General features: G+C 63.8%; 13 protein-coding genes, 1 other RNA gene and 1 riboswitch. Of the genes, 5 read left to right on the top strand and 9 right to left on the bottom strand.

Annotation, left to right across the window (positions count from 1 at the left end; translation table 11 throughout):
* From WA904_RS02220 to WA904_RS02190, 7 genes are all read right to left on the bottom strand, one after another.
* The coding region (locus WA904_RS02220; RefSeq protein ID WP_425195492.1) for an ABC transporter ATP-binding protein at positions 1-447 on the bottom strand (447 nt) is incomplete at its 3' end.
* On the bottom strand, positions 447-1,475 hold the full coding sequence (locus WA904_RS02215; protein ID WP_425195491.1) for a FecCD family ABC transporter permease: 1,029 nt from the start codon (positions 1,473-1,475) through the stop codon (positions 447-449). The genes WA904_RS02215 and WA904_RS02220, both read right to left, overlap by 1 nt.
* Entirely contained in the window at positions 1,472-2,302 is an 831-nt protein-coding gene (locus WA904_RS02210; protein ID WP_425195495.1) for an ABC transporter substrate-binding protein, read from the bottom strand. Before WA904_RS02210 ends, WA904_RS02215 begins: the two co-directional genes overlap by 4 nt.
* A 35-nt stretch (positions 2,303-2,337) precedes the next feature.
* Positions 2,338-2,919 carry a bifunctional adenosylcobinamide kinase/adenosylcobinamide-phosphate guanylyltransferase gene (gene cobU / locus WA904_RS02205; RefSeq protein WP_425195490.1) on the bottom strand — a complete coding sequence of 194 codons (582 nt, stop codon included), beginning with the start codon at positions 2,917-2,919 and terminating at the stop codon, positions 2,338-2,340.
* Positions 2,912-3,760, bottom strand: a complete 849-nt coding sequence (locus WA904_RS02200; protein ID WP_425195489.1) for a cobalamin-binding protein — start codon at positions 3,758-3,760, stop codon at positions 2,912-2,914. Before WA904_RS02200 ends, cobU begins: the two co-directional genes overlap by 8 nt.
* Entirely contained in the window at positions 3,757-5,085 is a 1,329-nt protein-coding gene (locus WA904_RS02195) for a cobyrinate a,c-diamide synthase (protein ID WP_425195488.1), read from the bottom strand. The genes WA904_RS02200 and WA904_RS02195 overlap by 4 nt, the downstream gene beginning before the upstream one ends.
* 16 nt (positions 5,086-5,101) lie before the next feature.
* Positions 5,102-6,943 (bottom strand): TonB-dependent receptor domain-containing protein, encoded by a 1,842-nt coding sequence (locus tag WA904_RS02190; RefSeq protein WP_425195487.1) that lies wholly within the window; start codon positions 6,941-6,943, stop codon positions 5,102-5,104.
* 83 nt (positions 6,944-7,026) lie between these two features.
* A riboswitch (cobalamin riboswitch) is annotated at positions 7,027-7,314 on the bottom strand.
* 37 nt (positions 7,315-7,351) lie between these two features.
* Between WA904_RS02190 and WA904_RS02185 the strand changes: the two genes are divergently transcribed.
* From WA904_RS02185 to WA904_RS02170, 4 genes are all read left to right on the top strand, one after another.
* Positions 7,352-7,606, top strand: coding sequence for a cell division protein ZapB (locus WA904_RS02185; protein ID WP_425195486.1), 255 nt, complete (start codon positions 7,352-7,354; stop codon positions 7,604-7,606).
* The gene (locus tag WA904_RS02180) at positions 7,603-7,965 is read left to right on the top strand and encodes a cell division protein ZapA (protein WP_425195485.1); all 363 of its coding nucleotides are present in this window, start codon (positions 7,603-7,605) and stop codon (positions 7,963-7,965) included. Before WA904_RS02185 ends, WA904_RS02180 begins: the two co-directional genes overlap by 4 nt.
* 38 nt (positions 7,966-8,003) lie before the next feature.
* Positions 8,004-8,183, top strand: a non-coding RNA gene (gene ssrS, locus WA904_RS02175) — 6S RNA.
* Between the two features lie 54 nt (positions 8,184-8,237).
* Positions 8,238-9,038 (top strand): sulfite exporter TauE/SafE family protein, encoded by an 801-nt coding sequence (locus tag WA904_RS02170; protein WP_425195494.1) that lies wholly within the window; start codon positions 8,238-8,240, stop codon positions 9,036-9,038.
* Between the two features lie 8 nt (positions 9,039-9,046).
* On the opposite strand, the gene WA904_RS02165 is transcribed toward WA904_RS02170, so the two are convergent.
* Both WA904_RS02165 and WA904_RS02160 read right to left on the bottom strand, forming a co-directional pair.
* Positions 9,047-10,006, bottom strand: a complete 960-nt coding sequence (locus tag WA904_RS02165) for a LysR family transcriptional regulator (RefSeq protein WP_425195484.1) — start codon at positions 10,004-10,006, stop codon at positions 9,047-9,049.
* A gap of 104 nt (positions 10,007-10,110) precedes the next feature.
* Complete coding sequence (locus tag WA904_RS02160; protein ID WP_425195483.1) at positions 10,111-11,019, bottom strand: LysR family transcriptional regulator; 909 nt, start codon at positions 11,017-11,019, stop codon at positions 10,111-10,113.
* Positions 11,020-11,163: 144 nt separating this feature from the next.
* On the opposite strand from WA904_RS02160, the gene gcl reads away from it, so the two are divergent.
* Positions 11,164-12,960 carry a glyoxylate carboligase gene (gcl, locus tag WA904_RS02155; RefSeq protein ID WP_425195482.1) on the top strand — a complete coding sequence of 599 codons (1,797 nt, stop codon included), beginning with the start codon at positions 11,164-11,166 and terminating at the stop codon, positions 12,958-12,960.
* The last annotated feature ends 14 nt before the right edge of the window (positions 12,961-12,974 follow it).

Raw genomic sequence — 12,974 nt, 5'->3', positions numbered from 1 at the left:
GAGCTGGCCCAGGGCGCGGCCGCGCCACTCCCACGCCTGCGTGGCCTGCAGCGCACGCTCGACGGCGGCGTGATCCTGTGCGCTGGGCGGTGCCAGCCAGGCCTGGTGCGGCAGGCGCCCCAGCATGGCCACGTCATAAACGCTCAGGTCGTCGGCGGAGCTTTCGTTCTGGCCCAGCCAGGACAGCTGCTGTGCGCGTTCACGCGCGCGCATGGCCGGCAGCGGACGACCGAGCAAGGCCACCTCTCCGTGGTGCGGCAGCAAACCGGCCAGCACCTTGAGCAGGGTGGATTTGCCGGCGCCATTGGGGCCGACAATGCTGGTCCAGCGCGCAGCCGGCAGCGCCAGGGAAATGCCGTGCAATACCTCGACATTTCCGAGGCTGGCCCTGATGGAACGGGCGTCAATAGCTATTGAATTAATAGCAACCGATGAGGTATTTGACATCACAGGCCTGCCCCTCTTCCGGTGTGCCGGTGCATCAGCCAGAGCAGGTAACCGCCGCCCAGCACGGCCGTCAACACGCCCACCGGCAGCTCCTGCGGTGCCACCAGCCAGCGCGCCAGGGTGTCGGCGGCCGTGAGTAGCACCGCGCCCATCAGGCTGGCCAGCACAATCAGCCGGCCGTGCGTGGTCTTGACGACAGAGCGCACCAGATGCGGCGCGGCCAGGCCGACAAAAGCAATCAGCCCGGTCTGCGCCACGGCGGTGCCGGTGGCCAGCGCCAACACCGCCACCAGCGCCACCCGCATCTGCGCCAGGCGCAAGCCCAGGCTTTGCGCGGTGGATTCACCCAGGGCCAAGCCGTCGAGCACGTGACTCATCATCCAGGCGGCCAGCGTGCTGGCCCCCAGCACCGCCGCCATCACGGCACACGCCGACCAGCCGACAAAACCGGTGCTGCCGAGCATGAAGGACTGCATGGCCTGCATGATTTCGGGTGTAAGCAGCAGGATCAGCGAGGTGAAAGCGCCAAGCACCACGCCGACAATCACGCCGGCCAGCAGCAGGCGCAGGGTGTGCTGCACACCCTTGGCCAGCAGCAGCGTCAGCAGCACGGCCAGCACGGCGCCGACAAAAGCCGCGCCGGTGAGCCCGATGCGCGCCAGCCAGTGCATGGCCAGCGGCGAGACGCCGAACAGTGCCATGGCGCCGGCTACGCCCAGCGAAGCGCCCGAGGCGCTGCCCAGCAGATAGGGGTCGGCCAGCGGATTGCGGAACAGGCCCTGCGCCACCGCGCCGGCCAGGCCAAGCAGGGCGCCGGCCAGCCAGGCGCCCACCGTGCGCGGCAGGCGGATCTCGCGGACGATCTGCAGGGCCTGCGCGTCGTCCAGCATGTTGCGCACACTCTCGAAGCCGGTGCTGCCCACACTCACGCCGAGCAGCAGCAGCGCCACACTGGCCAGCAGCAGGCCCAGGGCCAGCAACAAGGCCCGGCGGTGCTGGTTCGGGAAAGGCAGAACCAACGCACTCACGGCGCTTTGTCCTCAAGACATTTGGCCATGAGGCGGGCCGCCTCGGCCATGCGCGGGCTGGGACGCACCACCACGTCGGACTCGCCTACGCCGAACACGCAGATGCGCTGTTCGCGCACCGCCTTGATGCTGCCCCAGCCGGGGTAAGACGCCATGGCCTGCATGCTGCGGTTGCCGACCATGATCAAATCGGGATTGGCACGCACCACGTACTCGGGGTTGAGCCGCGGGAAGGGGCCCAGCGATGCAGGAATCACATTCCGGACGCCGAGGCGCGTGAGTGTTTCGCCGATGAAGGACGACTCGCCGGCGGCATACGGTCCTCGGTTGACTTCAAAATACACACGCGCACTTCTGGCCCTGGGCGACAGCGACTGGGCCGCGGCCGAGATGCTGGCGTCGATGATGCGCCACAGGCGGCCCGCGCCCTGCGCGTCGGGAATGTCGAGCAGCACGCCGATTTTCCCGAGCACACGCCGTACATCGGCATGGCTTTTGGGTTCCAAAGCCACCACCTTGATGCCCAGTGATTCCAGTCGCTGGCTGGCGCGCGAGGAAGTCGCCAGCAGCACCACGTCGGGCTTGAGCGCCACGATGCCTTCGATGTTCGGGTCCAGCCCGCCACCCATCACGGGCAGGCTGCGCACGCTGGCCGGGTGGTTCGAATAACGGTCAACACCAACGAGGCGCTGGCACTGGTCCATCGCACAGACACTTTCGGTCAGCGACGGCAGCAGGCTGACGATGCGCTGCGGACTCTGGGCAAAGGTGACACTGACGCCCCGGTCGTCGACCAGTTGCAGGGCGCGGGCCGGCGCCATCGCCATGCAGCACATCAGCGCCAGGAGGGCTGCTGCTTTTTTCATGGCTTGCCTTTCAGCGTGAGCGGCAAACCCGCGGCCATCAGGGTCACGCGTTCGCAGGCCTGCGCCACCTCCTGGTTGAGCCGGCCCAGCGCGTCGACAAAGGCGCGGACCTCGCGCCCGAGCGGAATCACGCCCAGCCCGATCTCGTTGCCAACCAGCACCAGCGGGCCGGGGCTGCTTTCGATTGCTTCCAAAAGCATAGCTGTCTGCCCAGGCAGGGAAAGGGCTGGAGCCCGATTTGACTTCACATCTTCGGCCGGCATGAGCAGGTTGGTCAGCCACAGCGTCAGGCAATCCACGACCACCAGCGTCTGCGCACTGCCGTGTGCCGCAAGCGCCTGCGGTAGTTGCAGCGGCTCCTCCACCGTGGCCATGCCCGGCACGCGTTCTGCCCTGTCCTGTTGGTGGCGCGCAATGCGTTCGCGCATTTCATCGTCCCCGGGCTGGCCGGTGGCAACCAGCACCGCCCGGTGCGCGGGCGACTGCGCCAGCCACTGGCGCGCCAGCATTTCTGCACGGCGTGACTTGCCGCTTCTCTGACCGCCGAGGATCAGCTCGCTGCGGGCAACTTCAATCATGGTGCCGACTCCAATCCATGATGATGCGATGCAACTGCTCGACACCGTCGGTCAAAGCGGCCGGACCGGGCTGCAGGATTTCGGCGGACTTGATTTCGAACAGCTGGTCGTTCTTGACAGCGTTGACGCTTTCCCAGCCGGCGCGTGCGCGCACATGGTCCGGCTTGAACTTGCGGCCGCACCAGGAGCCGAAAATGATGTCGGGGTTGCGCCGCACGATCTCGCCGCCGTCGGCAATGATGCGGTCCTTGCCCATGGCCTTGGCCGCCAGTTCGGGGAAGCAGTCGTCGCCGCCGGCAATGCCGACCAGCTCCGACACCCAGGCAATCGCACTGATGTGCGGGTCGTACCACTCTTCAAAAAACACGCGCGGCCGGCGCTTCAGGCCTGCCGCGGCCTGCTCGATCTCCAGCAGGCGGCGCTGCATGCCCTGGATAAGCGCCAGCCCCCGCGCCTCCTGGCCCACCATGGCGGCGAGCTGGTACATCATGGAAAAAATTTCCGCCACGCTGCGCTGGTTGAAGATGGTGACCTGGATGCCTTTTTTGATCAGCTGCGAGGCGATGTCGGCCTGCAGGTCGGAGAAACCGATCACGCAGTCGGGCTGCAACTCGACAATTTTGTCGATCTTGGCGCTGAGGAAAGCGCTGACCTTTGGCTTTTCCTCACGCGCCCGCGGCGGCCGCACGGTGTAGCCCGAGATGCCGACGATGCGGCGCTCTTCGCCCAGCAGGTACAGCCACTCGGTCGGCTCCTCGGTCAGGCAGACGATGCGCTGCGGCCCGTACGCTGCCGTGTCCGGGGCTGCGACCAGCGCACGCCAGTCTGTTGTTGCGCTCATGAGGCTTGCTCCAGGAAAAGCTGCGCGGCGACCGCGGGGTTCGAAGCAAACCAGGCATGGAAATAACTGGCCCGGACGGAGCCCGAAACATACAGCGCCTCGCCGCCGGAACGCAGCTTGCGCCCCGGCGCGGCCTCGGTATGCGCAGCGGGCTGCAGCGGTGTCGTGCAGGTCGAGTAATGAAAGGTATGGCCGCGCAGGGTGCCGCCGGCCACGTCCAGTTGCTGTGGACCGAGGGCGGCGAGGCGTTTTTGCATGGTCACGCGGCCGGGCAGCACACCCCACATCGCGTGGGATGCGCCATCGACGGTTTGCAATTCATCGAACAGCGCCATCATGCCTCCGCATTCCGCCCAGACCGGTTTGCCGGCGCGCACATGGGCCTCCACAGAAGCCCGCATCGCGCTGTTGGCGGCAAGGGTTTCGGCATGCAGCTCGGGGTAGCCGCCGGGCAGCCACAGCGCGTCGCAGGCAGGCAAGGCCGTGTCCGTCAGCGGCGAGAAAAACACCAGCTCAGCACCAAGCTCGCGCAGGCAATCCAGATTGGCGGCATAGATGAAACAGAAGGCGGCATCCCGTGCGACGGCTACCGTACAGCCTTGCAGCGCACCGGCCGAAAACGCCGATGCAGCGGGTGCCGCGAACGGAACGGCCCAGGCCTGCAAGTCATCCCCGTTCATCTGCCCCAGCGGCGTCGCAGCCAGTGCATCGGCGGCTGCGTCCAGCCGCTGCATGGCATCGCCCAGCTCATCAGACATCACCAGGCCCAGGTGCCGCTCGGGCAGGGTGACGGCCGTGCTGCGCATCAGGGCGCCCAGCCATTTCCCCGGCGCGCGCAGGCTTTCTTCCAGCATGGCCGCATGGCTGTCGGACGCCACCCGGTTGGCCATCACACCCGCAAAACGCAGGCCTTCGCGGTAATGCTGCAGCCCCCAGGCCAGTGCACCGAAGGTGCCCGCCATCGCACCGGCGTCGATGACGGCCAGCACCGGCAGGCCAAAACGCTGGGCCAGGTCGGCCGCACTCGGCTGGCCGTCGAACAGCCCCATGACGCCTTCGACAATGATCAGGTCGGCCTCCTGCGCGGCCTCGTGCAGGCGGCGTGCGCAATCAGCCTCGCCGGTCATCCACAGGTCGAGCTGGTGCACAGGCGCGCCACTGGCCAGCGCCAGCCAGTAGGGGTCGAGAAAATCCGGCCCGCACTTGAAGACACGCACGCGCCGGCCCTGTCGCGCGTGCAGCCGCGCCAGCGCGCAGGCCACCGTGGTCTTGCCCTGGCCGGAAGCGGGGGCGGCAATGAGGATGGCGGGGCATGGGATGGGCATGGTCGATGATGTCTTTTTACAGGGGCGCCCATGTCACACCAACATAGGCGGTGCGGCCCGCCATGGCGTAGCCGCTGGCAGTCTGGTAGATCCTGTCGGTCAGATTGTCCAGTTTGGCGAGCAGCTTCCATTCCTTCGACAAAGCCGTGGAAGCACTGACATTGAGAAGACCGTAACCCGGAAGCACGGTGGTGTTGGCCACCGTATCGAAACGCTTGCCCGACAGCAGGAGATCGGCAGCCAGCGTCCAGCCTTCAATACGGGTGTCCGCTCCCAGAGTGGCATGGTGGCGCGCCCTGCGAGCCAGCTGTTTGTTGAGGCTCACGTCCCGGGGATTCTGGATGTCCAGCGACCCGTACAAGCCAAACCGTCCGGCCTTGCCGGCAGCGGAGAAAGTCACGCCGTCGTACTGTGCCTGCGCCGTATTGGAATAGCAACCGACCGCCGGGCGGGGGCATGCCGTCGCCGACGCACCGGACAGGAAAGTCAACAAGTTGCTCACCTTGTTCTGGTAGGCCACAACGCCGAATTCGCTGCTGCCCTGTGCATACTTCAACCCGATTTCGGCGCTCCGGCCGGACTCGGGCCTGAGTGTAGTGACTCCATACTGGCTGAACCGCTGATACAGCGTGGGCACACGAAAGGAGGTACCCGCACTCGCAGAAAGTTTCCACTGGGGACTCAAGGCAATAGCGTAGGCCGCAGAGCCCGTGCTTTTTCCACCGAACTCGCTGTCCTTGTCGTGCCGGGTATTGAGCTGCACCGTATGCGCCCCTTCCGACCAGGCATAGCCCAGGCCCAGGCCGCTTTGCGACTTGACCCGCTCTATGCGCGGGGCCGTGGTCAGGAGAAACTCCGACTCCCGCTCTTCCACAGTGGCGCTCAGCAGATGGGGCCCGATTTTGTACTCGTTTTGCCAGAGCAGGTTTTTGATTTTGGTCTGGTCGAAGGCGGCGCCTATGACTTCTTCGCCCTCATCAGTTCCCTGGCTGACGCCCACGCTGGTGCTGTAGCGGTCGGTCCATTGCGATTGCAATTGCAGGCCGGCCGTCTGCAGCCTGCCGATGCGCCTGTAGTCCCGGGTCAAGCCGCTGTCGTATTGCGAATCCACCCGGCTTTGCAGCACAGTGGCCTGCAGGCGCTGGTTGGGAGCAAGCTGCAAACCGAGCTTTGCATTCGCACTGCTGCTTTTGTAACCGTCGGCATCGGGGTTCTGGCCGGCAATGGGCCGGGCGTTGAAACCCTTGCTGCTGCCTTCCGACACGCCGAATGAGTAGTCAAACGCATTGACCGATCCGCTGGCCGAAAAATCCATCCGGCGGGTGTGGTGGGAACCGTAACCCATGCTCACTACGGGCGCAAAAGGTCCCTGCCCTTTTTTGGTGAAGATCTGGATCACCCCGGCCACGGCATCCGATCCATAAACCGCACTGGTGGGGCCGCGCACAATTTCTATGCGCTCGATCTGCGCGAGCGGAATGGCGTTCCAGCTGGTACCGCCGCTGGTGGTCTGGGCGTCCACCCGGACGCCGTCAATCAGTACCGCGGTATGCCGGTTTTCACCACCGCGGACAAACACGCTGCTGTTGCTTGCCGTGCCCCCGTTGCGCGTGATCTCAATGCCGGGAACGCGTGCTAGCACATCCACCAGCCCGACAGCGCCACTGCGCTCGATGACCTCCCGGTCGATGATGGTGACATCGGCGACAACCTCACCCACCGGCCGCTCGGTACGGGTTGCCGTGACCACCGTTTCCTTGAGCTGCGGCGAGGCGCTGGATTGGGCAAATACGGGAAATGCTGCCGCCAGCGCCAGCGGAAGTGCGGCAAGGCGTGCGTGGGAAACACAAGTTTTCATGAAGAGAAATCAACAACAAAAGGCCCTCACCGGCTTCCCCGCCAGTGCATGAGCGTTACAAACACCCGGTCAGATAAAGGACGCGCGCGTTCACCTTGTTGGCCGGTATCCGGGCTGACGGAACTGCTTTCATCGCCTTCCCAAGCGCGTGTTCAAAACGCTCAGTGGCTCATGATGAAAACTGAATGCACTCTCCACCTGGATCAGGGGAGCGGCATTCGTCCGTTTACCGTTGCGGGGGCAGCGCAGGTTAAAAGTCGCGGCGCTTCCGGCCAGGGTTACCCCGATCCGGATGGCAGAGACTTCCTCCTGCTTCCCGTTGAACTGCGGCGTGTGAACCACACCGCGAGCACCAACAGGCAAGATTCTACGCGCCAAAACCGTGCAAACCCTACAATTGACGCTGCCATGGCGAACCAAACCCACATCGACCAGATTGCCGAACGCGTCGAACGGCTCCTGCTGCGTTACGAGGAGCTGCAGCGTACCAACGCCCTGCTCAGCGAACAGGTCCATGAGCTGACCCAGGAGCGCGACTCGCTGCGGTCGCGCCTGAGCGCGGCGCGGGCCCGCGTCGATGCCTTGCTGGACCGCCTGCCGGATGTGTCCGCGCCCGTAACAAGCCATGCCAACAGCAGGACACCTGTGGGGTCGGACAGATGAAACAGCTTGACGTACAGATCATGGGCCAGAGCTATCTGCTCGGTTGCCCCGAAGGTGGCGAAGCCCGGCTGCTCGACGCCGTGGAAAAAGTCGATGCCGCCATGTGCAAGATCCGCGATGCCGGAAAAATCAAGGCACGCGACCGCATCGCCGTGCTGGCCGCCCTGAACCTGGCTTTCGAGCTGTCCGAACTTGAAGCCAATGCGCTGAAAACTTCACGTACCGCTACCGCTACGGCCTCCCCGACCAAACCGCAGGCTGCCGGCATGTCAGCCGCGGAAGCCGCTGCGCAACCGCAACTGACGGCACTGCTGCAGCGCCTGGACAGCGCATTGGGCGTGGACGGCCGCCTGCTGTAAAGCCGCTCGCCAAACAGGGGCGCCAGCGCCTACAATCAAAGCGTCTGCGGTGCGCATCGGGCTTTATATTTCCTTGAACCAATGCTCTTAGAGCACGGGCTTGGTAAATTGTCAGGCAGGCGTGATCGTCTCGCGTTAGACGAACCCGAAACCTGACTGCCCTCGCCCACCTGAACCCTGGTTCAGGATGACGGTCCGGTGGTACTCGCAGACACCTTCTTCTTTCCATCATCCCGGGCTTGACCGGGATCATGCCCACCAGCGCAGATCCGATGTCCCTCGAGCCCCAGCTCATTGCCGAACTCCTCCTGCTGGGCCTGTGCACCGGTTTTCTCGCAGGTCTGCTGGGCATTGGCGGCGGCATGCTGATGGTGCCCTTCATGACTTTCATCCTCACGTCCAAGGGCTACCCTCAGGAATACACGGTGAAGATGGCAGTCGCCACGTCGCTGGCCACCATCTGCTTCAGTTCGCTGTCGTCAGTACGTGCGCATCACCGGCGCGGCGCGGTGCTCTGGCCCATCGTCCGGCTGCTGGCTCCCGGCATCCTGCTGGGTGCGCTGCTCGGCGCCCAGCTGGCAGCGGCACTGCCGGGGAAAATCCTGAGCATCCTGTTTGCGGTGTTCGTCGCCTTTTCCGCGACCCAAATGTTCCTGGACCGCAAACCCAAACCGAGCCGCACCCTGCCCGGCCGCCTGGGCACTTTCGGCATGGGCGGCGTGATCGGCATGTTGTCTTCGCTGGTGGGTGCGGGCGGCGCTTTTGTCTCTGTGCCGTTCATGACCTGGTGCAATGTGAAAATCCATGACGCCGTGGGCACCTCGGCGGCGCTCGGTTTCCCGATCGCACTGGCCGGCACGCTGGGCTACATCTGGGCCGGCCGGGACCTCCCGCAAATGCCGCCCGGTTCGATCGGGTTTCTCTATTTGCCGGGTCTGATCGTCATCTCGCTGGCCAGCATCAGCACCGCACCGCTGGGTGCACGCACGGCCCACCGCATGGACATCCGGCCGCTGAAGAAAGTGTTCGCGGCCGTACTGTACGTCCTGGCTGCGTACTTCCTGCTGCGCTGATTTGTTGCCTAGCGTGCAGGCGGCCTGAGACGCCTCGTCGCGGGTTTGGGACGAAAGCCTATCGTCTGCTCGATCAGCGCTCCGCCGTCGCTCATCAAAAAAGTCTTGAAGGCCTGCGCCACCGGCGTCAGGCGCTTGTTACGGCGGTGCACCACATACCAGTGAAGCATCAACGGAAATCCCTGCACATCAAGCACCGTCAGGCTGCCCACCTGGAGTTCGCGGCTGATGGTGTGTGCCGACAGGAAGCTGACACCCATGCCGGCAATCACCGCCTGCTTGATGGTCTCCGTGCTCTTGATTTCCATCGCGATGTTGAGATCAGCCAGGTGATCGCCAAAACCTTCCTGCATCGAGTTCCAGGTGTCGGACCCTTTCTCGCGCACCACAAACGGCTCTCTTGCCAGGCGCGACAGGGGAATGCGTTTTTTGGCCGCCAGCGGATGGTCCGGCGCGGCCACCACCACATAAGGGTGTGGCGCAAAAGGCTCGCTCACCGTGTCCATGTCCAGCGGCGGACGCACCATGATGGCCAGATCCGTCAGGTTGTCGGTCAGCTGGTTCAGGAGCTCTTCGCGGTTGCAGACACCGAAGTCCAGCGTCACCCCGGAGTGGCGCCGCGCGAACTCCACCAGCAGGCGCGGAAAAAAATAATCACCGGCGCTGATCACCGCAACGTTCAGCTTGCCGCCGGAGACGCCCTTGAACTGCGCCATGGCCTCTTCCACTTCCTTGAACTGCTGGATGATGATGCGGCTGGAGTGCAGCATCTCCACGCCGGCTGGCGTGAGGTGGATTTTCTTGCCCAGTTGCTCGAACAGCGGAAGGCCGGCGTGATCCTCCAGCTTTTTGACCTGGATGGAGACCGCCGGCTGCGTCAGGTGCAACTCCTCCGCAGCCCGCGAGAAACTCAGGTTGCGGGCGACGGCCTCGAAAACCTTGAGCTGACGCAATGTCGCATTCTTCATTCGGTCCTTTTATCCATAACTCTTAGCTAATTGATGTATTCAATAGTTTAGCGATGAGTAATTGTTGGCGGCGACGGGCACACCCGCGCCTGCTTCGGCTGTGGCTACTTCTGGTCCGTCCACCATGACTCGCCGAATTGGCCCTGCAGCCAGCCGACAAAGCCGCTGACCTTTGCCGGCACCAGCTGGGGCGAGGGATAAACGGCATGGATCTCCTGCGATGGCAGCATCCAGTCGCTCAGCACGGGCACCAGGGCACCGCTACGCATTGACTCATACGCCACGTACTTAGGCAAGGCGGCCACGCCCATGCCGCCGCGCGCCGCCGCCAGCAGTGCAGAAAGATTGTTCGAGCGCAAAGGCCCGCTCACAGAAACCGACCGCGCATGGCCCTCGGCCCCGGTGAAATGCCAGCGGGCGTCACCCTGCACCGTGCTGTAGATCAATGCATCGTGCTTGACAAGACCGGCGGGATCGGCCGGCGCGCCGCGCCTTTTGATGTACTCGGGCGAAGCCACCACCACCCACGGATTGATGCCAAGGTAACGCGCGCCCAGTGTCGAGTCGGCCAGCGGGCCCATCCGGATCGCCACATCGATGCCTTGCTCAACCAGGCTGACATAACGGTCTTCGAAGTTCAGCTCGATCTGCAGTTTTGGATGGAGCTGCATGAAACGCATGACCAATGGCACCAGAACGCGCCGCCCGAAAGCCACCGAGGTGGTGATTCTGAGGCCGCCCTGCACCTGCGACTGCAATAGCGCAGCCACCGTCTCGGCTTCTTCGACATGGTGTGCAATCAGCTTGCACTTGGCGTAGTACAGCGCGCCTATCTCGGTGGGTGTCACGCCGCGCGTGGAGCGGTGGAGCAGCCGCGAACCCAGCTGCTTTTCCAGCTGCACCACCAGCTTGGTGGCCGACGGCTGGCCCATGCCCATGTCGGCCGCGGCCTTGCTGAAAGAGCCAAGGTCAACCACGCGAATGAAAAGCCGGATGGCGTGAATGCGATCCATGGCCGCAAGTAGACCACGGCGTCATCGGTCCGGCAATCATTTATTCCAGATTGGAATAAGCGTAATGCACGGGACAGGGCTTCCCCGCAGCAGCCAACGCCGCGACCATCCGTCCAACGTTCAGCAACCCTCTAGGAGACTTCGATGGCAAAAATGAAGGCCGCCATGGCCGCCGTTCTGGTGATGGAAAAAGAAGGCATCACCCAAGCTTTTGGTGTGCCGGGCGCGGCCATCAACCCGTTTTATTCCGCACTGCGTGAACGCCAGTCGATCACGCATATCCTGGCGCGGCATGTCGAGGCCGCGTCGCACATGGCGGAAGGCTACACACGCGCCAAGGCCGGGAACATCGGTGTGTGCATAGGCACCAGCGGCCCGGCCGGCACCGACATGATCACCGGCTTGTATTCGGCGATTGCCGACAGCATCCCCATCTTGTGCATCACCGGCCAGGCGCCCCGCGCGCGCCTGTACAAGGAAGATTTCCAGGCGGTGGACATCGAGTCCATCTCCAAACCGGTCACGAAGTGGAGCGTCACTGTGCGTGAGCCGGCGCTGGTGCCGCGTTCCTTCCAGCAGGCCTTTCACCTGATGCGCTCGGGACGCCCTGGCCCGGTGCTGATCGACCTGCCTTTTGATGTACAGATGGCCGAAATTGAATTCGACATCGACACTTACGAGCCGCTGCCCGTGTACAAGCCGGCTGCCAGCCGCAAGCAGATCGAAAAAGCGCTCGACATGCTTGCCGCTTCCAGCAAGCCCCTGATCGTCGCCGGTGGCGGCATCATCAATGCCGACGCTTCCGCCTTGCTGGTTGAGTTTGCCGAGCTCACCGGTGTGCCGGTGATCCCCACACTGATGGGCTGGGGCACCATTCCCGACGATCATCCCCTGATGGCCGGCATGTGCGGACTGCAAACCAGCCACCGCTACGGCAACGCCACCATGCTGGCCAGTGACTTCGTCATCGGCATCGGCAACCGCTGGGCCAACCGCCACACCGGCTCGCCCGAGGTGTACTGCAAGGGCCGTACCTTCGTGCACATCGACATCGAGCCGACGCAGATCGGCCGGGTCTTCAATCCGGACTTTGGCATTGTCAGCGACGCCAAGGCCGCACTGGAGCTGCTGGTTCAGGTCGCCCGCGAACGCAAGGCTGCCAAAAATCTGCCAGGTTATGGCGAATGGGCCACCCGCTGTGCCGACCGCAAGAAGCTCATGCACCGCAAGTCCCACTTCACCGAGACACCCATCAAGCCGATGCGCGTGTATGAAGAGATGAACAAGGTGTTTCCGCGCGACACCATCTACGTGACAACGATTGGCCTGAGCCAGATTGCCGGCGCGCAGTTCCTCAATGTGTACGGACCACGCCAGTGGATCAACTGCGGCCAGGCTGGGCCATTGGGCTGGACCATACCCGCGGCCCTCGGTGTGGTGGCAGCCGACCCGACACGTACCGTTGTTGGACTGTCCGGCGACTATGACTTCCAGTTCCTGATGGAAGAACTGGCTGTGGGCGCACAGTTCAACCTGCCTTATGTACAGGTGCTGGTCAACAACAGTTATCTGGGCCTGATCCGCCAGGCGCAGCGCGGGTTCGAGATGGACTACTGCGTGCAGCTGGCTTTCGAGAACCAGAACGTCCCGGAAGGCGAAGGTGACTTGCGTAGCTATGGCGTGGACCACCAGGCCGTGGTGCAAGGCCTGGGCTGCAAGTCGCTGCGTGTGACCGACCCTGAAAAGATCAATGACGCCATGGTCGAAGCACAGGTGATGGCGCGCAAATACCGGGTGCCTGTGGTGGTGGAAGTCATCCTCGAAAAGATCACCAACATCGCCATGGGCACGGAGATCGACAAGGTCAACGAGTTTGAAGACATCGACTGCCGCCACCCCAAGGGCCGTGAAGGCCTTGAGCTGGCCGGCCTGCTCGAGTAAGCAGGATTGACGAC

This window comes from Polaromonas sp. (genome assembly GCF_049790275.1).
Classification (GTDB): Bacteria; Pseudomonadota; Gammaproteobacteria; order Burkholderiales; family Burkholderiaceae_C; genus Polaromonas.
Note: the sequence above shows the minus strand (reverse complement) of the source record. Positions and strands in the feature narration are given on the sequence as shown.

What these genes read in the sequence shown, in the direction of transcription:
- WA904_RS02195 (WP_425195488.1), bottom strand. Translation starts at nt 5,085, where the DNA reads ATGCCCATCCCATGCCCCGCCATCCTCATTGCCGCCCCCGCTTCCGGC.
- WA904_RS02185 (WP_425195486.1), top strand. Translation starts at nt 7,352, where the DNA reads ATGGCGAACCAAACCCACATCGACCAGATTGCCGAACGCGTCGAACGG.
- WA904_RS02170 (WP_425195494.1), top strand. Translation starts at nt 8,238, where the DNA reads ATGTCCCTCGAGCCCCAGCTCATTGCCGAACTCCTCCTGCTGGGCCTG.
- WA904_RS02190 (WP_425195487.1), bottom strand. Translation starts at nt 6,943, where the DNA reads ATGAAAACTTGTGTTTCCCACGCACGCCTTGCCGCACTTCCGCTGGCG.
- WA904_RS02200 (WP_425195489.1), bottom strand. Translation starts at nt 3,760, where the DNA reads ATGAGCGCAACAACAGACTGGCGTGCGCTGGTCGCAGCCCCGGACACG.
- WA904_RS02160 (WP_425195483.1), bottom strand. Translation starts at nt 11,019, where the DNA reads ATGGATCGCATTCACGCCATCCGGCTTTTCATTCGCGTGGTTGACCTT.
- WA904_RS02165 (WP_425195484.1), bottom strand. Translation starts at nt 10,006, where the DNA reads ATGAAGAATGCGACATTGCGTCAGCTCAAGGTTTTCGAGGCCGTCGCC.
- WA904_RS02210 (WP_425195495.1), bottom strand. Translation starts at nt 2,302, where the DNA reads ATGGCGATGGCGCCGGCCCGCGCCCTGCAACTGGTCGACGACCGGGGC.
- cobU (WP_425195490.1), bottom strand. Translation starts at nt 2,919, where the DNA reads ATGATTGAAGTTGCCCGCAGCGAGCTGATCCTCGGCGGTCAGAGAAGC.
- WA904_RS02180 (WP_425195485.1), top strand. Translation starts at nt 7,603, where the DNA reads ATGAAACAGCTTGACGTACAGATCATGGGCCAGAGCTATCTGCTCGGT.
- gcl (WP_425195482.1), top strand. Translation starts at nt 11,164, where the DNA reads ATGGCAAAAATGAAGGCCGCCATGGCCGCCGTTCTGGTGATGGAAAAA.